The 25,102-nt window shown below is 68.3% G+C and carries 22 protein-coding genes and 2 pseudogenes; 12 read left to right on the top strand and 12 right to left on the bottom strand.

Annotated features, from left to right (window positions below; genetic code table 11):
- Positions 1–175, top strand: a pseudogene (locus AX690_RS24085) (hypothetical protein); the annotation flags it as partial.
- Here AX690_RS24085 and clpB read toward each other — a convergent pair.
- The 8 genes and pseudogenes from clpB to prmC all read right to left on the bottom strand — a co-directional run bounded on the left by clpB (position 174) and on the right by prmC (position 8,119).
- On the bottom strand, positions 174–2,753 hold the full coding sequence (clpB, locus tag AX690_RS01245; protein WP_066730189.1) for an ATP-dependent chaperone ClpB: 2,580 nt from the start codon (positions 2,751–2,753) through the stop codon (positions 174–176). The pseudogene AX690_RS24085 and the gene clpB sit on opposite strands and share 2 nt — an antisense overlap.
- 95 nt (positions 2,754–2,848) lie before the next feature.
- Positions 2,849–3,616, bottom strand: a complete 768-nt coding sequence (locus tag AX690_RS01250) for a M48 family metallopeptidase (protein WP_066730190.1) — start codon at positions 3,614–3,616, stop codon at positions 2,849–2,851.
- A 111-nt stretch (positions 3,617–3,727) separates the two neighbouring features.
- Positions 3,728–4,318 (bottom strand): DUF4893 domain-containing protein, encoded by a 591-nt coding sequence (locus AX690_RS01255; RefSeq protein WP_066730191.1) that lies wholly within the window; start codon positions 4,316–4,318, stop codon positions 3,728–3,730.
- A gap of 56 nt (positions 4,319–4,374) precedes the next feature.
- Complete coding sequence (locus AX690_RS01260) at positions 4,375–4,710, bottom strand: response regulator (protein WP_082769430.1); 336 nt, start codon at positions 4,708–4,710, stop codon at positions 4,375–4,377.
- A gap of 10 nt (positions 4,711–4,720) precedes the next feature.
- Complete coding sequence (locus AX690_RS01265) at positions 4,721–5,776, bottom strand: sensor histidine kinase (RefSeq protein WP_066730192.1); 1,056 nt, start codon at positions 5,774–5,776, stop codon at positions 4,721–4,723.
- Positions 5,777–5,939: 163 nt separating this feature from the next.
- Positions 5,940–6,989 carry a DUF4167 domain-containing protein gene (locus AX690_RS01270; protein WP_066730193.1) on the bottom strand — a complete coding sequence of 350 codons (1,050 nt, stop codon included), beginning with the start codon at positions 6,987–6,989 and terminating at the stop codon, positions 5,940–5,942.
- A pseudogene (locus AX690_RS22610) lies at positions 6,986–7,162 on the bottom strand (hypothetical protein); the annotation flags it as partial. The pseudogene AX690_RS22610 and the gene AX690_RS01270, both read right to left, overlap by 4 nt.
- A gap of 87 nt (positions 7,163–7,249) precedes the next feature.
- The gene (gene prmC, locus AX690_RS01275) at positions 7,250–8,119 is read right to left on the bottom strand and encodes a peptide chain release factor N(5)-glutamine methyltransferase (protein ID WP_066730194.1); all 870 of its coding nucleotides are present in this window, start codon (positions 8,117–8,119) and stop codon (positions 7,250–7,252) included.
- Positions 8,120–8,194: 75 nt separating this feature from the next.
- On the opposite strand from prmC, the gene AX690_RS01280 reads away from it, so the two are divergent.
- On the top strand, positions 8,195–8,461 hold the full coding sequence (locus tag AX690_RS01280; protein WP_066730195.1) for a type II toxin-antitoxin system ParD family antitoxin: 267 nt from the start codon (positions 8,195–8,197) through the stop codon (positions 8,459–8,461).
- Positions 8,458–8,748, top strand: coding sequence for a type II toxin-antitoxin system RelE/ParE family toxin (locus AX690_RS01285; RefSeq protein ID WP_066730196.1), 291 nt, complete (start codon positions 8,458–8,460; stop codon positions 8,746–8,748). The genes AX690_RS01280 and AX690_RS01285 overlap by 4 nt, the downstream gene beginning before the upstream one ends.
- A 3-nt stretch (positions 8,749–8,751) precedes the next feature.
- Here the strand turns inward: AX690_RS01285 and AX690_RS01290 are convergent, their stop codons facing one another.
- Positions 8,752–9,513, bottom strand: coding sequence for an MOSC domain-containing protein (locus AX690_RS01290; RefSeq protein WP_066730197.1), 762 nt, complete (start codon positions 9,511–9,513; stop codon positions 8,752–8,754).
- A 118-nt stretch (positions 9,514–9,631) separates the two neighbouring features.
- Here AX690_RS01290 and AX690_RS01295 point away from each other — a divergent pair, with 118 nt between their 5' ends.
- Positions 9,632–10,843, top strand: a complete 1,212-nt coding sequence (locus tag AX690_RS01295) for a YihY/virulence factor BrkB family protein (protein ID WP_066730198.1) — start codon at positions 9,632–9,634, stop codon at positions 10,841–10,843.
- Here the strand turns inward: AX690_RS01295 and AX690_RS01300 are convergent.
- Positions 10,840–11,370, bottom strand: a complete 531-nt coding sequence (locus AX690_RS01300; RefSeq protein ID WP_066730199.1) for a class I SAM-dependent methyltransferase — start codon at positions 11,368–11,370, stop codon at positions 10,840–10,842. The two genes, AX690_RS01295 and AX690_RS01300, sit on opposite strands and share 4 nt — an antisense overlap.
- Before the next feature lie 82 nt (positions 11,371–11,452).
- Between AX690_RS01300 and AX690_RS01305 the strand changes: the two genes are divergently transcribed.
- From AX690_RS01305 to AX690_RS01320, 4 genes are all read left to right on the top strand, one after another.
- Positions 11,453–11,980: an N-acetyltransferase gene (locus AX690_RS01305; RefSeq protein ID WP_066730200.1), complete on the top strand. Its 528-nt coding sequence runs from the start codon at positions 11,453–11,455 to the stop codon at positions 11,978–11,980.
- Positions 11,981–12,020: 40 nt separating this feature from the next.
- Positions 12,021–12,554 carry an AAA family ATPase gene (locus tag AX690_RS01310; protein WP_066730201.1) on the top strand — a complete coding sequence of 178 codons (534 nt, stop codon included), beginning with the start codon at positions 12,021–12,023 and terminating at the stop codon, positions 12,552–12,554.
- 57 nt (positions 12,555–12,611) lie between these two features.
- A complete protein-coding gene (locus tag AX690_RS01315) occupies positions 12,612–13,388 on the top strand; it encodes a hypothetical protein (RefSeq protein WP_066730202.1) in 777 nt (258 codons plus the stop codon).
- A 296-nt stretch (positions 13,389–13,684) separates the two neighbouring features.
- Positions 13,685–15,520 carry a methyl-accepting chemotaxis protein gene (locus AX690_RS01320; protein WP_066730203.1) on the top strand — a complete coding sequence of 612 codons (1,836 nt, stop codon included), beginning with the start codon at positions 13,685–13,687 and terminating at the stop codon, positions 15,518–15,520.
- A gap of 30 nt (positions 15,521–15,550) precedes the next feature.
- On the opposite strand, the gene AX690_RS01325 is transcribed toward AX690_RS01320, so the two are convergent.
- Positions 15,551–16,933, bottom strand: a complete 1,383-nt coding sequence (locus AX690_RS01325) for a PLP-dependent aminotransferase family protein (RefSeq protein WP_066730204.1) — start codon at positions 16,931–16,933, stop codon at positions 15,551–15,553.
- A 107-nt stretch (positions 16,934–17,040) separates the two neighbouring features.
- On the opposite strand from AX690_RS01325, the gene AX690_RS01330 reads away from it, so the two are divergent.
- Positions 17,041–17,715: a LysE family translocator gene (locus AX690_RS01330; RefSeq protein ID WP_066730205.1), complete on the top strand. Its 675-nt coding sequence runs from the start codon at positions 17,041–17,043 to the stop codon at positions 17,713–17,715.
- 70 nt (positions 17,716–17,785) lie between these two features.
- On the opposite strand, the gene AX690_RS01335 is transcribed toward AX690_RS01330, so the two are convergent.
- On the bottom strand, positions 17,786–20,779 hold the full coding sequence (locus tag AX690_RS01335; RefSeq protein WP_066730206.1) for a TonB-dependent siderophore receptor: 2,994 nt from the start codon (positions 20,777–20,779) through the stop codon (positions 17,786–17,788).
- A 633-nt stretch (positions 20,780–21,412) separates the two neighbouring features.
- Between AX690_RS01335 and nadA the strand changes: the two genes are divergently transcribed.
- From nadA to nadC, 3 genes are all read left to right on the top strand, one after another.
- Complete coding sequence (gene nadA / locus AX690_RS01340) at positions 21,413–22,513, top strand: quinolinate synthase NadA (RefSeq protein WP_197426743.1); 1,101 nt, start codon at positions 21,413–21,415, stop codon at positions 22,511–22,513.
- A 137-nt stretch (positions 22,514–22,650) separates the two neighbouring features.
- The gene (locus tag AX690_RS01345) at positions 22,651–24,183 is read left to right on the top strand and encodes an L-aspartate oxidase (protein WP_066730208.1); all 1,533 of its coding nucleotides are present in this window, start codon (positions 22,651–22,653) and stop codon (positions 24,181–24,183) included.
- Between the two features lie 2 nt (positions 24,184–24,185).
- Complete coding sequence (nadC, locus tag AX690_RS01350) at positions 24,186–25,043, top strand: carboxylating nicotinate-nucleotide diphosphorylase (RefSeq protein ID WP_369798158.1); 858 nt, start codon at positions 24,186–24,188, stop codon at positions 25,041–25,043.
- Positions 25,044–25,102 lie beyond the last annotated feature (59 nt).

Genomic DNA, 25,102 nt, shown 5'->3' on the forward strand with positions numbered 1-25,102 from the left:
CCTTCTCCCCTTGCGGGAGAAGGTGTCGCTGAAAGCGACGGATGAGGGGTCGCGCAAACGAAAACCGCCGCGACCGGCGGAAAGGCCGATCGCGGCGGATAGGTTCTTCAACCCCTCACCCGCCCCGCTTCGCGGGTCACCCTCTCCCGCAAGGGGAGAGGGGCTCACTTTTGTTACTGCAGCACCGCCTTGCCGAAGGACAGCTGCCCGTCCTGGACGCCGACGGCGATCACGCCGCCGTCCTCGATCTCGCCGGCCAGCAGCTTCTTGGCGATCGGGTCGACCAGCTCCTTCTGGATCACGCGCTTGAGGGGGCGCGCGCCATAGACCGGGTCATAGCCCTTGTCGGCCAGCCAGTTCAGGGCCTCGGCGTCGAGCGCCAGGCTCATGCGGCGGTCGGCCAGCAGCTTCTCGACGCGATGCAGCTGGATGCGGACGATGTCGCCCATGTTCGAGCGCGACAGGCGTTTGAACAGGATGATCTCGTCGATCCGGTTCAGGAACTCGGGGCGGAAGTGGCCGCGCACCGTGTTCATCACCATCGGCCGGACCGCCTCGACGTCTTCGCCCTCTTCCTGATTGGCCAGGTACTCGGCGCCCAGGTTGCTGGTCATGATGATCAGCGTGTTGCGGAAGTCGACCGTGCGGCCCTGGCCGTCGGTCAGGCGACCGTCGTCCAGCACCTGCAGCAGCACGTTGAAGACGTCGGGGTGAGCCTTCTCGATCTCGTCGAACAGCACGACCTGGTACGGACGGCGACGGACGGCCTCCGTCAGCGCCCCGCCCTCGTCGTAGCCGACATAGCCGGGAGGCGCGCCGATCAGGCGGCTGACCGAGTGCTTTTCCATGTACTCGGACATGTCCATCCGGGTGATGGCCGCCTCGTCGGCGAACAGGAACTCGGCCAGGCTCTTGGTCAGCTCGGTCTTGCCCACGCCCGTTGGGCCCAGGAACAGGAACGAACCGATCGGCTTGGACGGATCCTGCAGGCCGGCGCGGGCGCGGCGGACGGCGTCGGAGACGGCCTCCAGCGCCTCGTCCTGGCCGACCACGCGACCGCGCAGCTCGTCCTCCATCTTCAGCAGCTTCTCGCGCTCGCCTTCCAGCATCTTCTCGACGGGCACGCCGGTCCAGCGGCTGACGACGGCGGCGATCTGCTCGGCGTCGACGACTTCCGGGGTCAGGGCCTGGGTGTCGCTCTCCTCGGCCTCGGCCAGGCGCTTTTCCAGGGCCGGGATCTCGCCGTACTGGATCTGGCCGGCGCGGGCGAAGTCGCCGGCGCGCTGGGCGTTGGCGAGGTCCGCGCGCAGGCGGTCGAGGGCTTCACGGGCTTGGGCGGCGCCGCCGACCTTTTCCTTCTCGGCCTTCCACTTGGCGGTCATCTCGTCGCTGCGGAACTGCAGGTCGTCGATCTCGACCTCCAGGTTCTCCAGCCGCTGCTTGGAGGCCGCGTCGGTTTCCTTCGACAGGGCCTCCCGCTCGATCTTCAGCTGCACCAGGCGGCGGTCGATCTCGTCCAGTTCTTCCGGCTTGCTGTCGATCTGCATGCGCACGCGGCTGGAGGCCTCGTCGACCAAGTCGATCGCCTTGTCGGGCAGGAAGCGGTCGGCGATGTAGCGGTTGCTCAGGGTCGCGGCGGCGACGATGGCGCTGTCGCTGATCCGCACGCCGTGGTGGACCTCGTACTTTTCCTTCAGGCCGCGCAGGATCGAGATGGTGTCCTCGACCGTCGGCTCCTGCACGAACACCGGCTGGAAGCGACGGGCCAGGGCCGCGTCCTTCTCGACATGCTTGCGGTACTCGTCGAGCGTGGTGGCGCCGACGCAGTGCAGTTCGCCGCGCGCCAGGGCGGGCTTGAGCAGGTTGGAGGCGTCCATCGCCCCGTCGGTCTTGCCGGCCCCGACCAGGGTGTGCATCTCGTCGATGAACAGGATGATCGAGCCTTCGGCCGCCGTCGTCTCGGCCAGGACGGCCTTCAGCCGCTCCTCGAACTCGCCGCGGTACTTCGCGCCGGCGATCAGGCTGCCCATGTCCAGCGACAGCAGCTTCTTGTCCTTCAGGCTTTCGGGCACGTCGCCGTTGACGATGCGCAGGGCCAGGCCCTCGACGATGGCGGTCTTGCCGACGCCGGGCTCGCCGATCAGGACGGGGTTGTTCTTGGTGCGACGCGAGAGGACCTGGATCGTGCGGCGGATCTCCTCGTCGCGGCCGATCACGGGGTCGAGCTTGCCGTCGCGCGCCGCCGCCGTCAGGTCTCGGGCGTAGCGCTTGAGCGCCTCATAGCCTTCCTCGGCGTTGGCGCTGTCGGCCGTGCGGCCCTTGCGGATGGCGTTGGCGGCGGTCTCCAGGGCCTGGGCCGAGGTCCCGGCTTCCTTGAAGAGCTTGGCCGCCTCGCCGCCTTCCTTGGCGATGGCGATCAGCAGGCGTTCGGTGGTGACGAAGGCGTCGCCGGCGGTCTTGGCGGCCTTTTCGGCCTCGGCGAAGACGCGGGCGGTGTCGGGTTTCATGTAGAGCTGGCCGCCGGCGCCGTCGACGCGCGGGGTCTTGGCCAGCAGGGTCTCGACGCCGCCGTCCAGCTGGTCGGGGCGGCCGCCGGCGCTCTGGATCAGGGCGCGGCTCAGCCCGTCCTTCTCCTCGAGCAGGACCTTCAGAATGTGTTCGGGCGCGAACTGTTGATGGCCTCGCGCGAGGGCCAGGCTCTGGGCCGACTGAACGGCCTGCTTGGCGCGGTCAGAGTAGAGATCGATGTTCATAATGTCCCCTTCCTAGGCGGATCGGAGCCCATCGCCTTGATCAAGCACAATAGGTCCGAGCGGGATTTAGGTGTGGCTGATCGGCCACACAAGGCCTACCAGCCCTTGCTCGCCAGATATCGTTCCAGCGCCTGGATTCGCACCGCGTCGGACGGGTGGGTCGAGCCCAGATCGCTCTCGGCGCCCTTGGCGTTCTGGGCCTCGTCCATGGCCTGCATGTTCCGCCACAGCTTCACGGCCTCGCGGGGGCGGTAGCCGGCGCGCTGCATGAAGTCGACGCCCAGGCGGTCGGCCTCCAGCTCCTGCTTGCGCGAGAACGGCAGCAGCACGCCGTACTTGGCCGCGTCGTCGCCGTGGTCCTTGAGAAGCTTGCCGAAATCGCTGCTCCCCGCCGCCGCGCCGGCGATGCCCAGCAGCACCTTGGCCGTGGTCTGCTGCGAGGCGCGCTCGGCCGCGTGGTGGGCGACGACGTGGCCGGCCTCGTGACCGATCACGGCCGCCAGCTGGTCGTCGTTCTGGACCATGGCCAGCAGGCCCACCGTCACCCCGACATGGCCGCCCGGCAGGACGAAGGCGTTCGGCGCCTCGTCCAGGAAAACCGCGTAGTCCCAGGGACGGTTCGACAGGCCGGCCGCTTCGATCACCCGCTGGCCGACGGCGCGCACGCGCTCGTTCTTTCGCGGCTCCTTGGAGATGTAGGCCGTGCGCAGGGTGTCGGCCCAGGCCTTCTCGCCCTCGGCGGCCAGGTTGTCGTCCTTGACGATCAACAGCTGGTCGCGGCCCAGGTCGGCGTTGTAGGCGCAGCCGCCCAGCGTGGTCGCGGCGGCCAGGAGCAACGGCAGGGTCAGGCGGCTTGGGCGCATGGTGTTCGATATGTTTCCAACTCGACACAAGCTTATCGTCGGCGAGCGCGCCGGGCGCAACCGAGCCTGCCGCGACCTTACCGAAATGTCATCCCGCCCACGGCGCGGGCCTCATCGCCGAAGCTCCAGCAGGTCGAGCGTCGACTCCTGGCGCGGCCACGGCAGCGCCAGGCGATAGCGGCCGGGGCCGATGCGCTCGAGCACCCCGACCTGGTCGCGCTCGCGATCGCGGCCGTACTGGGCGCGCCCCTCGCCGCTTCCCCAGGCCACCGCGCCCAGGAACACCAGGCGGCGGGGGGCATCGGGATAGAGATGGCCGGCCTGGCGCTGCGAGCCGGTGACCTTCTCCAGCACGAGGTCGCCGCCCGGCGTCAGCTCCACCCGGCAGCGGAACCAGCCGTAGGCGACGAAACCGGGCCCGCCGTTCTGCGAACCCAGCTTGATCGTGCGACAGCGGTAGCTTCCCGGCCCCGGCTGCGGGCGCGGCAGCGAGACGCGCGGATCGGCCAGCGCGCCCAGGCGCGCCAGCTGGCGTCCGAGCCCCTCGGCCCGGGCCCCGGCCAGCGCCGCATCCCAGGCTTCATCCAGCCGCTCGAGCCGGCGCGCGTCTTCGCGCAAGACGTCGGCGCGCCAGTCGCCGGAGGCGGCCAGGGCTGGTTCGGCGGCCAGGAGGGAAAGCGCCAGGACGGTGACGACGCGCATGGGCGGCTCCGCGAGAGGGACGCGGTCGTAACGCCTCCTTGAGGCGGGGAGTTCGGCTAGCGTAACGCCTCGATGACGCGCGCCAGGTGGCGTGGGTCGATGGGTTTCGACAGCACCGGAACGTCGCGCAGGTCGGGCCGTACGCCTTGGTCGCCATAACCGGTGACGAAAGCGTAGGGCACGCCGCGCCCGCGCAGGATCTCGGCGGTCTCGAACGACGTCTGGCCATCGCCCAGGTTGACGTCCAGCAAGGCGAAATCGAAGACCTCGCGCTCGGCCGCGCGAGCGGCTTCGCTGGCCGAAGCGGCGGGGCCGACGACTTCGCAGCCCAACTCTCCGAGCAGGTCCTCGACCAGCATCGCCACGAACAGCTCGTCCTCGACGACCAGGATGCGCAATGGATCAGACCGCGCCACGGATGAACCGGTTCGACTGGCCGGTGCGGGCGAGTTCTGCGTCGATCTCGCAGACGACCCCGGCCGGCCGGTGGTCGAGAACGACCGATCCGCCGAGCTCGCGCGCCAGCCCCCCGGTAATGAGACGGGTGCCGAACCCCTGACGCGTCGGCTTGACGACTGGCGGCCCATCGATTTCTTCCCACCTCAGTTGCAGCCGCTCGCCCGCCTCGACCCTGCTACGCCGCCAGGTCAATCGCACTTGGCCTTCGGGAGCGGAGAGCGAGCCGTACTTGGCTGCGTTGGTCATCAGTTCGTGCAAGGCCATCGACAACGCCAAGGCTGCCTTGGGCGCCAGGCGCACGGCGGGGCCATCGATGTCGAAGCGCTCGGCCTCGCCGTGAGCGGCCACCACCGAGGCGACGATGTCGGCCAGTTCGGCGCCGTCCCAGCTTTCGCGCGTCAGGATGTCGTGCCCCCGCGACAGGGCCAGCAGACGGCGCGTCAGGCTGTCGCGCGCATCCTCCAGGTCCCCGGCGTTGCGGAGAGTCTGGCCGGCGACCGACTGCACCGTGGCCAGGGTGTTCTTCACCCGGTGGTTCAGCTCGTTGATCATCAACTGCTGGAGCTCTTCGGCCCGCTTGCGGTCGGTGACGTCCCGCATGACGCCGGTGAAGAAACGCCGCTCGCCGTCCCGCCACTCGGCGATCGACAGCTCCAGCGGAAATGTGGTCCCGTCGCCCCGCCGACCGCTGACTTCGCGGCCGATGCCGATGATCCGGCGCTCTCCCGTCTCGCGGTAGCGCTCCAGATAGCCGTCATGCTCGCCGTGATAGGGCTCGGGCATCAGACGATTGACGTTCTCGCCGATCATCTGATCGGCCGAATAGCCAAACAGGCGCTCGGCGGCGGGGTTGAACGCCTCGATGCGGCCCTGCTCGTCGATCACCACGATCGCGTCCACCGCAGTGTCGACGATCGCGCGATAGCGGGCTTCGACCGCGGTTCCCTCGCCCTCGCGCTGGTCGCCGAATGATCGATTGGACCTACGCGCACCCGCCATGGCAGCTCCGTCCGTCAAAGATCAAAACCTAGCGTCGAACAGGGTGCTTCGCCAAGTTGCGTGCGACGGACCGGTCTTCGGCCAATCATGTCCAGAACGCGCGTCAAAGAAAAAGGGAGCCGCTTTCGCGGCTCCCTTTCCAAGATCGATCTTTTGAAGAGGATCAGGCCTCTTCGGATTCAGAACCGGCCGGAGCGCCTTCGCCCGCCTCGAAGCTGCGCGGGGCGCGGCGGCGGCGGGGCTTCTTGACCTCTTCGCCTTCGGCGGAAGCCTCGGGCGCCGGCGCGGGTTCGGCGCGCTCGGTCTTGCGGCCCAGGAACGCCGGGGCGTGGCTGACGGCGCCGTCCTGGCCGCGCAGCAGGGGCGAGCCCTCGCCGACCGGCGCCTCGGCGGTCAGGGGCGAGGCCTCCGGCTCGATCACGGCCATCGGATCACGCTCGCCGCGCGGCTGCCAATCGCGGTCGCGATTGCGGTCGCGGCGGCGGCGGCCTTCGCGGTATTCGCCCTGGCCTTCGCCTTGAGGCTGCTCGCCCTCGGCGGCGGGACGGTCGTCGCGGGGACGGTCGTCGCGCGGACGATCGTCGCGGTCGCGGAAGCGATCTTCACGCGGACGGTCGTCACGCGGACGATCGTCGCGGGGGCGGTCGTCGCGAAGGCGGTCGTCACGGTTGCGATCACGGTCGTCACGGTCGCGCCAACGGTCCCGGCGGCCTTCGCCGTCGCGGTTGCGGTCGTCGCGGTTGCGATCGCGGTCCCGATCGCGGTTCCGGTCGCGACCTTCGAAGCGGTCGCGGCGTTGCTCGCCGCCCTCGCCCTCGGCGCCTTCGCCCTGGGCCTGGCCCTCGGCCGGCGTCTCAGCGACTTCCGGCTCTTCCGGCGGCTCGGCCTCGAAGTCGATCTCGTAGGCGGCGTAGACGTCCTTGCCAACGATATCGGCCACCGGACGATTCGGCTGGATCGCCCGCAGGACGCGGAAATAGTGTTCGGCGTGCTGGAGATAGTTTTCCGCGAGCACCCGGTCGCCGGACGACGAGGCGTCGCGGGCCAGCTGCTGGTACTTCTCGTAGACGCTCTGGGCCGCGCCGCGCACCTTCACGCCTTCCGGACCGTTCGAATCGAACGCGCGGTTGGCGTTGTGCTGCTGAGGCTTGCCGCCGTTGCCGCCACGATTGTTGCGGCCCCGCTGGCGCTTCATGCCCTTGAAATCTCTCATGTTCTCTTCTGAACCTGTCCGGGGAGGTCAGTCTTGAGCTGGCGCATCCGGCCTTGCTGGTCTCTAGGCGGGTCGACCCCTCGTCGATGTCAGAGACACTGGTTTCCGTAGAGCCCCCACCCTGCTCTTTGCGGCGCGGCGACCGGCGGACCGGGCGCGCCTGCCGGGGGAGCCTCGCCAGCGCCTAACGCCTTGAAGCGTCAGCGCTCGCTTTTCCCATCACCCGGCGATCTGGAAGGAGACAGGACTCGTCTAGCGGTTCACGCCCCGGTTTCCAAGGGATTTTTCACCCCGGTCACCACACGGTCGTGCGTGGACAGGTCCTTGATGGTCCGAACCTGCTGCGCGCCCGCGGCGTTGAACAGGGCCTCGACGGCCTTGGACTGGTCGTAGCCGATCTCGACGGCGAACATGCCGCCGGGCTTCAGCACCCGCAGGATCTCGGGCGCCAGCAGGCGGTAGGCCTCCAGGCCGTCCTCGCCGCCGTCCAGGGCCAGACGCGGCTCGTGGTCGCGAACCTCCGGCTCGAGGGTTTCGATCACCGCCGACGGAATATAGGGCGGATTGGAGACCACCAGGTCGAAGCTGGCGTCGGCCAGACCAGCGGTCCAGTCGCCGTGCATCAGGGCCGCGCGGTTGTTCAGGTCGAGGTTGGCGGCGTTGTCGCGGGCCACGGCCAGGGCTTCGTTGGAAGCATCCACGCCCAGCCCCTTGGCGGCCGGCCGCTCGGCCAGCACCGCCAGCAGGATCGTCCCCGAGCCGACGCCCAGGTCGAGCATCGAGAACGGCATGGCCTCCGGGAACGCCTTCAGCACCTCGTCGACGATGACCTCGGTCTCGGGACGCGGGGTCAGGACGTTCTTGTTCACCTGCAGCAGGATCTTCCAGAAGCCCTTGCGGCCGATGATGTGGCTGACCGGCTCGCGGCGGGCGCGGCGGGTCAGGAACGCGTCGAGCATCGCCTGCTGCTCGGCGGTGAGCTCGCGATAGGGGTCGGTGACGATCTCGGTGCGGGTGACGCCGGCGGCGACCTCCAGCATCAGGCGCGCGTCGATCGACGGCTGATCGATGCCGGCGTCCTTCAGACGATCCTTGGCGGCGGTCCAGGCTTTGACGAGGGTCTGGGTCATGGGCGGGGCATTTAGCGCGTTGGGCGGCGGGAGGCGAGATTGAATGCGATACCAAGTTTTGGTATTTATCCGCGCATGGCCAGCAAAAACACCTCCGTCAGCCTCGGCGACCACTTGCAGGCTTTCATCGACAGTCAGGTCGCCGACGGGCGGTATGGTTCCGCGAGCGAGGTCATACGGGCTGGACTGCGGCTCCTGGAGGACAACGAAGCCAAGCTGAAGGTGCTACGCGCCGCGCTGATCGAGGGCGAGGAAAGCGGCTTCATCGAGGATTTCGACTTCGACGCCTTCATTGAAGAGAAGCGGCGGGCCTCGGCTCCCCCAGGCTTCCACGAAGAATGAAACCGTATCGGCTGTCACGTCGCGCCAGGGCCGATCTGGACGACATCTGGGACTACTCCGAACACCGGTGGGGCGCCCAGCAGGCGGCCGACTATGTGCGCCAGATCCGCATGTCGATCGAAATGGTCGCCGAGCGGCCCGATCTGGGATGGCCCGACGACAACCTTCGTCCAGGCTACCGACGCAGAGCCGCCGGCTCGCATGTGATTTTCTATAGAATTGGCGCCCAGATCGAGATTATTCGGGTGCTGCACCAGAGCATGAACGCCCGGGCGCATTTGGGCTGACGCTCAGCCCACGGCCACCCCATCCCCCTCGCCCACCGTCCCGCCGTCCGTCACGGTCAGGTAGATCCCGCAGAACATGTGGCCGTAGTGGTCGAACAGCGCCTTGACGAGGTCGGCGTCGCGCTCGCCGGTGTCGGGATCGACGTGGGTGGCGGCGCAGCGGACGATAGGCTTGATCACCTCGGCGGTCGCTCCGCCGATCGTCAGCGTCCGGCCGGTCCAGTCGTTCTCGGCCCAGGCCGACCAGCCTTCGACGTAGAGGTTGGCGCGGAACCGCAGCGGATCGAGGTCTCGGCCGAGGCGCTGGGACAGGTCGCGCACGCTGGCGAGGTTCACGATCGAGACGAAGCCGGACTTGCTGTCCATGAACCGGTGCGCGCCAGGGCCTTCGATCACCTTCAGGGGCCCTGAAGCCTCCTCGCCCAGAAAGCCCGCCAGCCAAGCCTCGAAGCCGGCGCGTCCGGCCGGAGCGCGCAGGTCCCCGGCGAAGTCAGGATGGCCCTCGGCGCGGGCGGAGAGCACCCCGCTAGCCTCGTCATAGGCGGTGCGGACGCGGGCGACCGAGGGGATCTTGGCCAGCACCGTGAACTTCATCTTCGAGATGTGGTCGGGCGCGGCGGGATCGAAGCCGCTGGGGCCGTCCTCGACCGCGTACAGCCGGTCGCACGGAAAGCACGCCCCCGCCTCCAGCGTCGCGGACGTCAATCGCTCGGGCGTGAAGCCCTTGACGGGGTGGCGATAGAGCGAGGCGATGCGAGCGTCCATGACGCGGCAACATCCGGCCCGACTCGCGTCATGGCAAGGCTTGGCTGGCCCCGAGGCGGAACAGGGCACTGGAACGGAGCGCGGGCGTCGGGGTTCTTGCAACTCTGGAGGGCGCTTCATGAGCGACGCTGGCCTGCGTCCAATCCTGTCCTGGCTGAAGTCGCGGCCCTATCACCTGGCGCCGTGGATCGTGCTGCTGGCGGCCGCGCCGTTCGCCCTGCCCCGCAAGCGGCGGGAGACCCAGCTGGTCGATCCGCCCGGCTTGTCCGAGGACCGCGCCATGCCGCCGCACGACTTCGAGGCGGCCGAACCGCGCCGGGGTCGCGCCGCGCATCATCCGGTCCACATTCCGCTGCTGGGCTGGCGCGACATCGTCTGGCGCACCTGGCGTGAGATCACCGTCGACCGCCTGCCGGCCGTGGCGGGCGGCGTGACCTTCTACACCCTGCTGGCCCTGATCCCGGCGATCGGCGCCTTCGTCTCGCTGTATGGCCTGTTCGCCGACGTGCGGACGGTCGAGCAGCAGCTGCGCGACATGGCCGGCGTCTTTCCGCCGTCCGTCGTCAAGATCGTCGGCGAGCAGATGCTGCGCCTGGCCAACCAGGGCGAGACCAAGCTGGGCGTGGCGTTCGGCTTTTCGCTCTTGCTGTCGATCTGGAGCGCCAACGCCAGCATGCGGGCGCTCTTCGACGGGTTGAACGTCGCCTATGACGAGGAAGAAAAGCGCCACATCGTCCGGCGCACCCTGCTCAGCTACGCCTTCACCTTCTGCGCCCTGGTCTATGCGGCGGCGGTGTCGGCCGTGCTGATCGTCACCCCGTGGCTGCTGAAGGCCGCCCGACTGTCGACGCTGGAGGCCTTCTGGGCGCCGATCCGCTGGTTGATGGTGATGGCGATGACGGCGGCGGCCTTCGCGGTGCTCTACCGCTTCGCCCCCAGCCGCGCCCAGGCTCGGTGGCGCTGGGTCTGGATCGGGGCGACGACGGCCTCGGCGGGCTGGCTGGTCGGATCGCTGGGCTTTTCGACCTACGTCAATCGCGTCGCCCATTTCGACGCCACCTACGGCCCGCTGGGCGCGATCATCGCCTTCATGGTCTGGGTGTGGTTTTCGATCATGGCGATCCTGATCGGCGCGGAGCTGAACGCCGAGATCGAGCACCAGACCGCCGTCGACTCCACCACGGGCCCCGAACAGCCGATGGGCGCCCGCGGCGCGACCATGGCCGACACGGTGGGCCTGGCCTTCCACCCCTGGGAGCTGATCCGCCGCGAGGCCGGCGTCGTGAAGCGGATGACCGGCGGGGCGTGGAAGCGCGTCCGGGGACGCTAGGCTTTCGGCTGGATCCGCGAGGGCTTGATGGCTCGCAGCGCGAACTTGAAGCTCTCGCCGTTGTCCTCGCTGAAGGCCAGATCGAAGTCGGCCTGGTAGAAGGCGCGATAGTCGGTCATCGCCGTCCGGCCGACCTGCTCGTAGCGAGGCTGCTGCAGGAAGACCAGGGTCTCGGGCTGGATCACCCGCGTGTGCCCCGGATCGCCCCAGGCCCAACGCGAGGTCACGGACGGACAGGTCGCGCACAGCAGGCCGCCGTGCTTCAGGATGCGCCAGAACTCGCTGAACTGCGCCAGGAAGAACCGCCAGTCACCCTGCTGGCCCGTATGTTCCAGCACCTCATAGGCGTGGATTTCGTCGAAATGGTCGTCGGAGAACGGATAGGGCAGGATGTTCAAGTCATGGATGACGTCGGCGCCGGAGTGCGGATCGATATCCAGCGTGGTCAGGTCGTTCCAACCCGGATTGGACGCATCGCCGACACGCTTGTCGCGGCTGTTGCCGCAGCCGATCAGAAGTTCCGGCATGCCCACCCCCGTGGTCAGGCCCTGGAGTTCGGGCCTCGGTTCACGCTAAGCGATTCGAGCGCGCCCGCTGCACGGAAACGACATGCCCCCGCCCACGCCCCATCAAGACCACGAACTGGCCGACATCGTCGCCCTGGTGAACTCGGCCTACCGGGGCGAGCTGGCGACCAAGGGCTGGACCAGCGAGAGCTATCTGCTGGGCGGCCAGCGCACGGACGAGGCGACCTTGCGCGCCGACCTCGCCGCCAAGCCCGGCGCGACGATCCTGACCTTCCGCGACGACGCCGCCGCCAAGCCCTACGCCTGCGCCTGGCTGGAGCCCACCGGCGGCGAGGCCTGGTACGTCGGCATGGTCACCGTCTCGCCATTGCGCCAGGACGGCGGCATTGGCCGCGCCATGCTGGAGGCCTGCGAGGCGCATGCCAGGGCGAGGGGCGGCCAACGCATGCGGATGACGGTCATCTCCGTCCGCGACACCCTGATCGCCTGGTACCAGCGTCGCGGCTACCAACTGACCGGCGAGACCCAGCCCTTCCCCTACGGCGACGAGCGCTTCGGCCAGCCCCAGCGCGACGACCTGGCGTTCGTGGTGCTGGAAAAGGCTCTTTAGGACGGGAAGCTTCTCGAGAACGGCGCCGAGGAGAGGAACCATGCGACGCCATATTCTAACCGGCGCGCCGGGTGCGGGAAAAACAGTGCTGCTCCGCGCCCTCGAACGCGCGGGTCACGCCGTGGTGGAGGAAGCGGCGACTGACGTGATCGCCCTCGCACAGGCTGAGGGCGCGGCCGAACCTTGGACGAATCCCAGCATTATCGACGAGATCATCGCCCTCCAACGGAGCCGCGAGGCGCGGGCCGTCGGCGACCCGATCTTCTTTGACCGGTCGCCAATTTGCACTTTGGCCCTGGCGCGTTTTCTGGGTCACCCGATCTCGACAGGTCTGAGGGAAGAGCTCGACCGCATCGCGACAAACCGCGTCTATGACCGCCGCGTGTTCCTCGTGAAGGGCCTGGGTTTCGTAATGAAAACCGCAGCACGCCAGATCAGCCTGGAAGATGCTCTTCGCTTTGAAAGCGTGCACGAAGCGACGTATGCCGCATTGGGCTACAATCTGATCGCGATCTACCCGGACACGCCTGATCGAAGGGCTGCGACCCTATTGGCTCGCATTACCGAAGCTTAAGTAGCTCCCCGCGGCGCGGCGCGATCACATGCGGTCGCTTTCGCTCAGGGGTTTTCAATGCGTCTTCCGTTCCATGCGGCCGTCGGCGCCGCATTCGCCGTCCTTCTCGCCGCCTCGGCTCCGGCCTGGGCCGCGCCGACGCTCGTGCCGGTCGGCCAGGCCCTGGCGCGGTTCGACAAGCTCAAGCCCGCCACCCACCGCTACCTGCGCTATCGCCAGGTCGGCGACACCATCACGCCGCTGGACGTCTGGACTCGCGAGATCCGCATCGAGCCGGACGCTTCGGGCGTGAAGCGGCTGCACATCGTCCAGCACTGGGACGGCGCGACGCCGGGAACGGTCAAACAGCTCGACTCGTGGTTCGAGCTCGGCACCTTCCGCCCGCTGACGCACCAGCGCAGCACCACCGGCAGGGACGGCCAGACCAAGATCGAGGGCTTCGACTTCAAGCCCGACCGGATCGTCGGCCTGAAGGACTTGGCCGGCAACGCCCAGGCCGCCTACGACATGGCCTCGCCGCAGCCGGCCTTCAATTTCGAGACCGACATGGAGACCCTGCAGGCCCTCCCGCTGGCGAAGGGCTACGAGGCGCAGATCGTCTTCCACCATCCGGGCGGCGAGGCGCCGGCGCCGTACCGCTTCAAGGTGACGGGCTCGGAGACCCTGACCAGCTCAGCGGGCGGCGAGGTCGACTGCTGGGTGGTGAGCACCGACTACAACCACCCCGAATGGCCCCCCGCCCGCTTCTGGCTGGCCAAGGACAGCCAGGTGGTGATCAAGGTCGTCTCGCCGGCGCCGGACGGATCGACTTGGGTGAAGACGCTGCTCTGGTGAGCCCTGGGGATCTCCCCGCGGGGTCCAGCGGCACGGTAGCCGCCGGCGTGTCGCGTTGCCGCGAGGTCACCAGTCTTGGTTACGGAGTATGTGCGAGCTGATCGCATTGCCTCCACTACCAAAAGTCCGACAAATAAAATGAAGACTTAGGAAAAGCGCGAGCCCAGAGATTCCGAACACCTCTGACTGCGACATTTTGTCCAGATATCGGCCAGTTATAGCGAAGTTAATACCTATAATATCTGATGTTCATCGAAGAGATGCAATGGCTCACTCTTCGCATGAAGGCAATAGTCATGTTGAGGCTGCGCAATCTATCCATCATGGCGCGCCTGCGCCTGGTGGTGCTGTTTTCAGGTATTGGCCTGGCGATCGCGATCGGCGTCGGGCTGCTGAACCTGTCCAGCACGATGCACGACGACATCGCGCTCAAGACGCGCAGTCAGGTCGAGACGGCCGTGTCGGTCATCGACCACTATTACGCCGAGTCCCAAGCCGGGCGCATGACCGAGGCCGAGGCCAAGGCCGCCGCGATCGGCGCCGTGAAGGCGATGCGCTACGGCGGACAGGAATATTTCTGGATCACCACGCTTGAGACCAAGATGGTGATGCACCCGATGAAGCCCGCGCTGGACGGCAAGGACGTGTCCGAGAACCGCGACCCGAAGGGCAAGGCGCTGTTCTCCGAAATGACCAAGGTCGCCAAGGCGAACGGCCGCGGCTTCGTGAACTACATGTGGCCCAAGCCCGGCCATGATCAGCCGCAGCCGAAGATCTCGTACGTGGCGCTGATGCCGGCCTGGGGCTGGATCGTCGGTTCTGGCGTCTATGTGGACGACATCGAAGATGCGGTTGGGAAAGAGGCCCTGGAGCAGGTCGCCATCGGGCTCGTGCTCGTGCTGATCGTCGGCGTCGGCGCCGCCCTTCTGGGCCGGACGATCACGCGGCCCATCATGACCCTGACCCAGCGGATGAGCGGCCTGGCGGAGGGCGACAAGGACAGCCCCGTCCCCTTCGCCGACCTGGCCAACGAGACGGGCGAGATGGCCCGCGCCCTGGCCGTGTTCCGCCAGGCCGCGCTGGATCGCGATCGCCTCGAGGCCGAAACCGCGGCCATGCGCGACCAGGCGTCTGCGGAAGCCCAGAAGCGAGCGGAAGCCGAACGCGCGGCCGCCGAGGTCCAGCGCCGGGTGGTCGCCGACGTGACCGCCGTCGCGGCGCGGCTGGCCGCGGGCGACCTGACCGTGCGCCTGGCGCAGGACTTCCCCGCCGACTACACGGAGCTGCGCGAGAACCTGAACGCGGCGCTGGCGCAGCTGGCCTCGGCGATGAAGGCCGTGCGGGACAACGCCCTGGGCATCCAGCACGGCGCCGACGACATCGCCTCGGCTTCCGACAATCTGTCGCGCCGCACCGAGCAGCAGGCGGCCACCCTCGAGGAGACCACCGCCGCGCTGGGCGAGCTGACCAACACCGTCCAGCGCTCGGCCACGGGCGCGCGCCAGGCGCGCGCCGCGGTCGCCGTGGCCCAGGAGCAAGCCCAGCACAGCGGCGCGGTCGCCGACAAGGCCGTGGCCGCCATGGGCCAGATCGAGGACTCCTCGCAGCAGATCACCAACATCATCGGCGTGATCGACGAGATCGCCTTCCAGACCAACCTCCTGGCCTTGAACGCCGGGGTCGAGGCCGCCCGGGCCGGCGAGAGCGGCAAGGGCTTCGCCGTCGTGGCTCAGGAAGTGCGGGCCCTGGCCCAACGCTCGGCCGAGGCGGCCAAGGAGATCAAGGGCCTGATCGGCGCGTCGTCGCGGCAAATCGACGAAGGCGTCATGCTGGTGCGTGAGATGGGCGACGCCATGCAGGGCATCGTCGGCAAGGTGGACGAGATCGACGGCCTCATGGGCGGCATCGCCAGCCTGGCGGCGGACCAGTCGGAAGGCCTGGGGCAGATCAATATCGCCATGTCGCAGATCGACCAGAACACGCAGCAGAACGCCGCCATGGTCGAAGAGGCGACCGCCGCGGTCCACTCGCTGAAGAACGAGACCAACCAGTTGGCGCGACTGGTCGGCCAGTTCGAGCTCGGCTCCTCGCATGGCGCCGATGACGCGGCGCCCTTACGCGCCAGCGCCTGAGATGACGCCGCGGCCGCTGTCGGCCGCGGCTCAGATCACCGCGCGCGAGCGTTCGCCAACTTCGCTGGACAGCGCCCCAGCCACGATCTCGAGGCCCTGGCGAAGGGTCTGACGGTCGGGCGCGGCGCCCAGACAGACCCGGACGCCGGTGACGAGACCAGGCTCGACGATCGGCGCGTCAGGCGGCGTGACCTCCGCGCCGCCGCGCAGAGCGCGGCCCGCCAGGCGCTCGGCCTCCAGCTCGCTCATCGGCAGCCACACGTGCGGGGAGCAGTCCGATCTCGGCGACTCGATCGCGCCGCCGAGGATGTCGCGGGCCAGGGCCAGACGCGCGGCGGCCTCCTCGCGGACCTCCGCGACGATCTGGTCGGCCGCGCCGTCTTCGATCCATTGGGTCGCCACCAGGCCGCCGAAGCCGGAGGGCGCGTAGGTCAGGGCCCGCACCGCGTCCAGCACACGCTCGAAGGCCGCCGGGGTCGGCGCCGCCAGGAAGCCGGCGCGCAGGCCGGGGCCCAGCGTCTTCGACACGCCCGAGACATGGAACGTCCGCTCGGGCGCCAGCAGGGCCAGGGGCGGCGGCGCGTCGGGCGCATAGGCGCCATAGATGTCGTCCTCGATGATCGTCAGGTCCAGGCGGCGGGCCAGAGACGCGATCGCCTCGCGCCGTGACACGCTCATGATCCGGCCCGTCGGGTTCTGCAGGGTCGGGATGACGGACACAACGCGCGCGCCGGTCGTCTTCGCGGCCGCCTCCAGCGCGTCGGGACGCAGCCCCTCCTCGTCCAGGGCCACGCCCTTCAGTCGCAGGCCCATGTGAGCCGCCAGCGCCTTGACGCCGTTATAGGTCGAGGCCTCGCACAGCACGGTGTCGCCGGCCCGGGCGACCGCGCCCATGGCCAGGGCCAGGCCCTGCTGGGCGCCGTTGCAGCAGACCAGCCGCGCCCAGTCGGCGCCGTCGTAGCCGCCAAACCTCGCCAGCCATAGCGCCCCGGCCCGCCGCTGGGCCTCGTGCCCGGCCGCCGGCGCGTAGGCCAGATGCTCCAGCAGGTCCGGTCGGCGGCGCAGGCGCGCGAGGGCCTCGGCGATCCGGCTGGCGGCGGGTCCGGCCGGCGCGATGTTCTGGGCCAGGTTGATCGGCCCCTCGCGGATCGGCGCGCGGTGATCGGCGGGGGCGTTGACGAAGCTGCCGCGGCCGACATGGGCGCTGACCAGCCCCGCCTTCTCGGCCTCGACATAGGCGCGGGTGACGGTGCCCAGGCCGATGCCCAGGCGGTAGGCGAGCTCCCGCTGCGGCGGCAGCCGCGCCCCCGCCGCCAGCGCGCCGGCGGCGACATCGGCGCGCAGCGCCGCGACCAGCCGCTCGTAAAGCGGTCCGTCGCCATCGGGAAGGGTGGGGGTCCAGGACGGGGCCAAGACGATCTCCAGCTTTGTCACGGTGACAATATGTAGTTTGACTCACGATACAATGGAAATCATCACAATGACATTCCGATCTCGCCAACCGAGACAAAGAGGCCGTGATGACCCCCGAACTACTGCTCGCCTACGTCCTGTTCTGCTTCGCCACGGCGGGCACGCCGGGTCCGAACAACATGATGCTGCTGGCCTCGGGCGCGAACTTCGGCTTCCGCCGCACCGTGCTGCACATCCTGGGCATCAGCTGCGGCCTGGGGTTCATGGTGCTGTGCATGGGCTTTGGACTGGGAAGCGTCTTCAGGACCTTCCCCGTGCTGCACGAGATCCTGCGCTGGGTGGGGGCGGGCTACATGCTGTGGCTGGCCTGGAAGATCGGGACCTCAGACAAGGTCAGCGACCGCCAGGCCGCCAGCCGCCCCATGACCTTCCTGCAGGCCGCCGCGTTCCAGTGGGTCAACCCCAAGGCCTGGGCCATGGCCCTGGGCGCGGTGACGACCTATGCGCCCGAGGGCGGCTCGTGGACGATCGTGCCGCTGCTGGCCGGAACCTTCATGCTGGTGGGCGCGCCGTGCAGCGCCGCCTGGGCGGGTTTTGGGCGGGGGCTGCGGCCGTTCCTGGATCGGCCGGCGGTCCTGCGCGCCTTCAACGTGACCATGGCCCTGCTGCTGGTCGCGTCGCTGCTGCCGATGGTCTTCGAGCACGGCCAGCCGCCGACGCTGGACCCGCGTGATCTGGCCATCCAGGCCGCGCCGATCGTCGTGACGCCCTGGCGCGGCTGAGGGATCGACAAAGAAAAAGGGCCGGCCCCTTTCGGAGCCGGCCCCTGCTGAGACCCGAAGGTCAGCGGTCTTAGTACTCGAAGCGCACGCCCATCTTGAACGTACGACCGATCAGACCGGCGTAGTGCCAGGTGGTCAGGAAGTTCGGAGCCGAACCATAGGCGCCCGGCGCGATCGGAGCCTTCTTGTCGAACACGTTGCCCACGTTGGCGTACAGTTGCACGCCGTCCTTGATCTGGGCCGTCGCGTTCATGTCGACGTTGATGAAGCTCTTGATCTTGCAGAACTTGTTGGCGACGGCCGGGCTGCCTGAACCACCGTACGGGTTGCCCGGAACGCATTCCGTGCTGCCGTTGGTGTCCGCGGCGACCGACTTGATGCTGCCGACATAGTAGGCCGTGGCCGACAGGGTGTACTTCTCACCGAAGGCCAGGGTGTTCTGCCAGTTGCCCTTCCACTCCGGCGTGCCGTTGCCCGACGACAGATCGTACGGACCCAGCGTACCGGCGTACTTCTGCACGCCGTCCGCGGTGTGGAGGTCGTACTTCAGGACGTGGGTCACTTCCACGCGGCTGGTCCACCGGATGTCGGCCGGCAGGTTGAAGCGGCCGGTGGCCGAGACGTCGACGCCCGAGGTCTTCGAGTAGTCGGCGTTCACGTACGGGACGTTGATGATCAGCACGCGCGGCAGGGCCGTCGGGAACAGCGGATCGACGGCGTCGGTCACGTTGCACGAATAGCCCGCGCCCACGGCGGCGACGGCGGCGCAAGCTTCAGCCAGCGTCGTCTTGCTGTAGTAGGCTTCGACCGCTTTGCTGATTTTCGGGCCGGACACGATCAGGTCCGACTTTTTGACGTCGTAATAGTCGACCGTCAGGCTCAGCCAGCGGGTCGGCTCATAGATCGTGCCGAGGGTGAAGCTGCGCGACTTCTCCGGCTTCAGGTCCGGGTTGCCGACAACGCCGCGACCCAGGCTGTAGGACTGCGAGTACGGGTTGCTGGTGCCGCCATGCAGGTTCTGGAAGTTGGCCGGCGGCGTCGTGGACACGAAACCAGCGTACTGCGAGCGCGGGCCCGATTCAGCGAAGGTCGGCGCGCGGAAGCCCTTGGAGTAGGTGCCGCGGAAGGCCAGTTGCTTCATCGGCGTGAACTTCGCGCCGAACTTCGGCGAGAAGTTGTTGAAGCCTTCCGAGTAGTCGTCGTAGCGGCCCGACACGTTCAGTTCGAGCGTGTCGTGGACCGGCGCGGCGACTTCGAAGAAGGCGGCCTTGACCGTGTGCTTGCCGAACGCCGAGGCGGTCGACAGGCCGTAGGTGTCCAGACGGGCGTTCTGGTTGTTGTTCTCCAGAACTTCCTTACGCGCCTGGGCGCCGACGGCCAGCATCATGTCGCCGCCCGGCAGGGCCCACAGACGCTTGGTGATCGAGGCGTCGATCGACATCAGCGACGAGTGCGACGGCGTCACCTTGTCCGGCGAGATCTTGTTGCGGATATCGGCGGTGTTCTTCGACGGATCGACGAAGTTGTATTCGCCGGTGTTGATCGCGTTGGTCAGGGCCGCGATGTTCAGCAGGCCGTGCTGCGTCAGGCGCAGGTTGTCGCGAGCGCCGACGGCTTCGACGCGCCAGTTCCAGTCGTCACCGAACGAGCCGTTGAAGCCCATCGTGCCACGGATGACTTCGTTGTCGCGCTCGCTGCCGGCCGGCAGGTCGCCGAACAGGTAGTAGAGGCGCGCGGCGCCGTTGGCCGGATCGGCGGCGAAGGCCGCGGCGTACGGGTTGTTCGGGTTCAGGCGGCGATCGACGGCCGTCGAGCAGTTCGTGCCGCTCGAGCAGACGTAGACCGGCAGGACGATACCCGGGTTCGACGAGGCCAGCGACGGCGAGCCGCCGAAGGGCTGGGTGTTGCGCACGCCCGAGGGCAGGCCCTTGATGCTGACATAGCTCTTCGAGTAGCTGCCGGTGGCGTAGCCCTCGACGTTCTCGTTCAGGCGGAAGCTCAGACGGCCGTTGAAGGCGTAGCGCTTCTGCTTCGGCGCGATCTGGCGATAGGTGTCGACCAGGTCCCACTTACAGCCGACGCCACGGTTGGTCAGGTTCGTCGAGGTGTACGAGCCGTTGGCGCAGTTCGAGTTCAGCGTGGTGTAGTTGTAGTAGTTCTGCGTCTTGCCCGCGCTGTCGATATAGGTGCCGCTCGGGATCAGCGCCGTGCCGCCCGCCAGCGGATTGTTCAGGTCGCTCTGCGTCGTGCGAACCACGACGGCGTTCGGCGTCGGGGTGGTCAGCGAGCTGTCGGCGCTGTTGTTGTCCAGGCCGCCGATCGAGCTCAGGTCCTGGGTGTTGTACGGGAAGCCGCGGCTGTGGTTCGTGACCCGGCCGTTCGTCTGATACTCGGCGTTCACATAGACATTCCAGCCGGTCTCGGCGTAGTCGCCGTAGCCCAGGGTGATGTCGGCGCGGCGGTGTTCGGCGTCGCCGCGGTCGCTCTCGCCGGCTTCCAGGCTGCCCTTAACGCCGACGAATTGCTTCTTCAGCTTCAGGTTCACCACGCCGCCGATGGCGTCGGCGCCGTACGACGACGAAGCGCCGTCCTTCAGCACTTCGATCCGGTCGATCAGGCTGAACGGGATCGAGTTCAGGTCGACATAGGCGTTGTGACCGTCATCGTTCAGCGGGAAGTTGGTCGAGCGCAGGCCGTCGACCAGCACGAGGGTCGAGGACACGCCCAGGCCGCGCAGCGACACGGCCGAGCCACCGGCCGAGAAGCCGCTCTGGAAGCCGGTGCCGATCGAACCGGCGCCGTCGGCCGAGATCGAACGAATGGCGTCGGCGGCCGTGGCGATGCCCGCGCGCTCCAGGGTTTCCGAGGTCAGCACGGTGACCGGCGACGGGGTCTCGGTGTCGGTGCGGCGGAACAGCGAACCGGTGACGACGATTTCCTCGACCTGGGTCTGGTCGGAAGCCGGAGCGGTTTGCGCGGCGGCTTGGCCAGCGAACACCGCCGCGGCGGCCGTGCAGATCATCGAAGACGCCAGCAGGCGCCCCCTCACGGAGCTCATTCTCATTTTAGGACTCCCCTAATATAACGGCGTGCGCCGAAAAGAAGCGCACCCCGAACCCCTCTCGAGTTCGAAGTCAGGGAGCTACGAAGCCATTCCGTCTCAGGTCAACGAACATTGCTGTCACAAAATAGACTCCGAAACGACTGTCGCATTAAAGCCACATCATTACATTGCTGTAACGCTGTTACTTCTACGAATTATTCCAATATTTCCAAATGGTCTGCAAGATTATCCGACCCACTAAGCCTCATCCACTTTCCGTCAATCGATAAGGCGCAAGCGAAATACGGAATGTACATTTAAAACTAAACACAGATGCTCACAAATTAAGCTTCCGCATATCTAGTTTAGTGGCGGAAATTTTCCCGGGCGACGCTGATACGCGGGGATCATATCTCAAGCGGACTGGAACCGAGGGCAAGCTCCGGCTCGCAATATACAATCTGCCGGCAAGACCCGCCGCAGGCGCTCGAAGCCGCTCATCGACGCCGTTTGCATTTGGCGCGTTAAGCGCTATATGTGACCTGTCAGTTATGCTCATTTTCAGCATAACCCCGACGTCGGAGCGACGAAAAACGACGCCCGGCGTTTTTTGAGGCCCTGGAAATGCTCACTTTGAGCATAACGGAGGATCAGATGGCCGACGGGTTCGCCGCCCCCCACGGGTTCAAGGGGGAGTTCACCGCGCAGATCGAGGCGCAGACCGCGCCCATCTGGGACAAGGTCAAGCACCACGTCACGCCGCTGGAGTGGCGGACGCAGGCCCCTCTGATCGTCGAGATCAACCGCCTCAAGCGCGAGAAGAACGCCGCGATCCTGGCCCACAACTACATGACGCCGGACATCTTCCACGGCGTGGGCGACTTCGTGGGCGACAGCCTGGCGCTCGCCAAGGAGGCCGCCAAGAGCGACGCCCAGATCATCGTCCAGGCCGGCGTGCACTTCATGGCCGAGACCAGCAAGGTCCTGTCGCCGCAAAAGAAGATCCTGATCCCGGACCTGAAGGCCGGCTGCTCGCTCGCGTCGTCGATCACCGGCGCCGACGTGCGGCTGATCAAGCAGCGCTATCCGGGCGTGCCGGTGGTGACCTACGTCAACACCACGGCCGACGTGAAGGCCGAGACCGACATCTGCTGCACCAGCGCCAACGCCGTGCAGGTGGTCGAATGGGCCGCCAAGGAATGGGGGACCGACAAGGTCATCCTGATCCCCGACGAGTTCCTGGCCCGCAACGTCGCCCGCCAGACGGACGTGAAGATCATCGCCTGGGCCGGCCACTGCGAGGTGCACAAGCGCTTCACCGCCCAGGACATCGCCGACATGCGCGCGGCCTGGCCGGGCGCCGAAGTCCTGGCCCACCCCGAATGCCCGGCCGAGATCCTGGAAGCCGCCGACTTCGCCGGCTCGACGGCGGCGATGAACGACTATGTCGCGGCGCGCAAGCCGGCCCAGGTGGTGCTGATCACCGAGTGCTCGATGGCCAGCAACGTCCAGGCCGAAAGCCCGGCGACCCAGTTCATCGGCCCCTGCAACATGTGCCCGCACATGAAGCGGATCACCCTGCGGAACATCTACGACGCCCTCGTCCACGAGCAGTTCGAGGTGACGGTGGACGCCGACGTCATCGACCGCGCGCGGTTGGCCGTGCAGCGGATGATCGACCTGCCGCCGCCGGTGGTTCCGGCTCGGTACGATCTGGTGAAGGCGCGGCATCACGTGGATGTCGAGCTGATTTGACGGACTGGCTTCCTTCCCCCTTGCGGGGAAGGTGGCCGCGAAGCGGTCGGATGGGGGTGTGAGCTCTGACTTTCGGAGCCGGCGCGACACCCCCACCCCAACCCCTCCCCGCAAGGGGGAGGGGCGTGGAGTGTGGAATGATCGAACGCATCACCTTCAACGGACCCGTCATCCTCGGCGCGGGCCTCGCCGGTCTCTCGGCCGGCCTCGCGGCGAAGACCGCGCTCGTGCTGTCGCCAACGCCGCTGGCGACCGGCTGCTCCAGCGCCTGGGCGCAAGGGGGCATGGCCGCGGCGTTGTCGGGCGAGGACACCCCGGAGCTGCACGCCGCCGACACCCTCGCCGCCGGCGCGGGCCTCTGCGATCCCAAGGCCGTCGAGCTCCTGACCCGCGAAGGCCCGCAAGCCGTCCGCGATCTCGCCGCCCTCGGCGCGCCGTTCGACCGCAAGGCCCCCAAAGACGGCGAAAGTGACGCCTTCGTCCTGAGCCTGGAAGCGGCCCACTCCAAGGCCCGCGTCGCCCGCGTGGGCGGCGACGGCGCCGGCGCGGCGATCATGGCCGCCGTCATCGCCGCGGTCCGCGCCACGCCGACCATCGAGGTCCGCGAGAACGCCCGCGCCCGCCGACTGCTCCAGGACACGACGGGCCGCGTGGTCGGCGTGCTGGCCGAGATCGAGGGCGTCCTGGTCGAGATCCGGTCGACGGCGGTGATCCTGGCCACCGGCGGAGTCGGCGGTCTTTACGCCGTGACCACCACCCCGGCCGAGGTGCGCGGCGAGGGCCTGGGCCTGGCCGCCCTGGCCGGCGCGACGATCGCCGATCCCGAGTTCGTGCAGTTCCACCCCACCGCCATCGACATCGGCCGCGATCCCGCGCCCCTCGCCACCGAAGCCCTGCGCGGCGAAGGCGCGATCCTGCGCGACGCTGATGGCCGCGCCTTCATGGCCGACTACCACCCGGCCAAGGAGCTGGCGCCGCGCGACGTCGTGGCCCGCGCCCTCCACGCCGAGCGGGCGGCTGGTCGCGGAGCCTTCCTGGATGCGACGCAAGCCGTCGGCGCGCACTTCCCGCACGAGTTCCCGGCCGTGTTCGAGGCCTGCCAGAGCGCGGGGATCGATCCCCGCCGCGAGATGATCCCCGTCGTTCCGGCCGTGCACTACCACATGGGCGGGGTCGCGACGGACCTCGACGGCCGCGCCAGCCTGCCCGGCCTCTACGCCGCCGGCGAGTGCGCCTCGACCGGGGTGCAGGGCGCCAACCGCCTGGCCTCCAACAGCCTCTTGGAAGCGGCCGTGTTCGGCGCCCGCGCCGGCCGGGCGGCCGCCAGCGAGGGAACCCACGGCGGCGAGCCGGTCAGCCTCGAGCCCCTGCCCGACCTGCCCGACGCCGCCCTGCAGACCCTGCGCAAGGCCATGAGCCGGGACGCCGGGGTGATCCGCGACGCCGCCGGCCTGGCCCGGCTGCTGGAGCAGATCGAGGCGCTGGAACCCGCCTACGGCCCCTGCCCCGCGGTCGTCGCCGCACGCCTGATCGTCGAGGCCGCCCTGGCCCGCCAGGAAAGCCGGGGCGGTCATTACCGCGCGGACTTCCCGGCGACCGCCGCCGAGCCCGTCCGCACCTTCGTGACCCTGGAGAGCGCGGACGCCGCCGTCCGCTACGCCGCCGAATGAGCATGACCTCCCACGTGTCTTTGGCCCTGGACGACATCCTCGTCCGCCCGATCGTCGACCACGCCCTGGCCGAGGACCTGGGCCGCGCCGGCGACATCACCGGCCAGGCCTGCATCGATCCGGACGCGCGGCTGTCGGTCGTCTGGGCCAGCCGGCAGGATGGGAGGGTTTCCGGACTTTCCTGCGCGCGCTTGGCTCTGGCCGCCCTGGACCCGACCGCGACCTTCGAGGTCGCAGCCCCCGACGGCTCAGACGTCATGCCGGGCGCGATCCTGGCCCGCGCCGAGGGCGCCGCCCGCGCCGTTCTGGCCGCCGAGCGGACCGGCCTGAACCTGCTGGGCCGCCTGTCGGGCATCGCCACCCTGACGCGCGCCTACGTGCGGCTGGTCGAGGGCACGGGCGCGACCATCGTCGACACCCGCAAGACGACGCCCGGCCTGCGCGCGCTCGAGAAGTACGCCGTCCGCTGCGGCGGCGGGGTCAACCACCGCTTCGGGCTGGATGACGCCATCCTGATCAAGGACAACCACGTCGCCGCCTGCGGCGGGGTCGGCGAGGCCGTCCGCCGCGCCCGCGCCCACGCCGGCCACCTCGTGAAGGTCGAGGTCGAGGTCGACGGCCTCGATCAGCTGGAAGAGGCGCTGAAGCACGGTCCCGACGTCGTCATGCTGGACAATTTCAGCCTCGACGACCTGAAGACCGCCGTCCGAGCCGCCAAGGGCCGCGCGGTGCTGGAGGCCTCGGGCGGCGTCAACCTGACGACGGTCCGCGCCATCGCCGAGACGGGCGTCGACGTGATCAGCGTCGGGGCCCTGACCCACTCGGCGCCAGTGCTGGATATCGGGCTGGACGCGGTCTGAGCGGTATAGATGCTCCCCCGCGATGCGGGGGAGCTGTCACGGAGTGACTGAGGGGGCGA

The sequence above is a fragment of the Caulobacter sp. CCH9-E1 genome (genome assembly GCF_001556515.1).
Classification (GTDB): Bacteria; Pseudomonadota; Alphaproteobacteria; order Caulobacterales; family Caulobacteraceae; genus Caulobacter.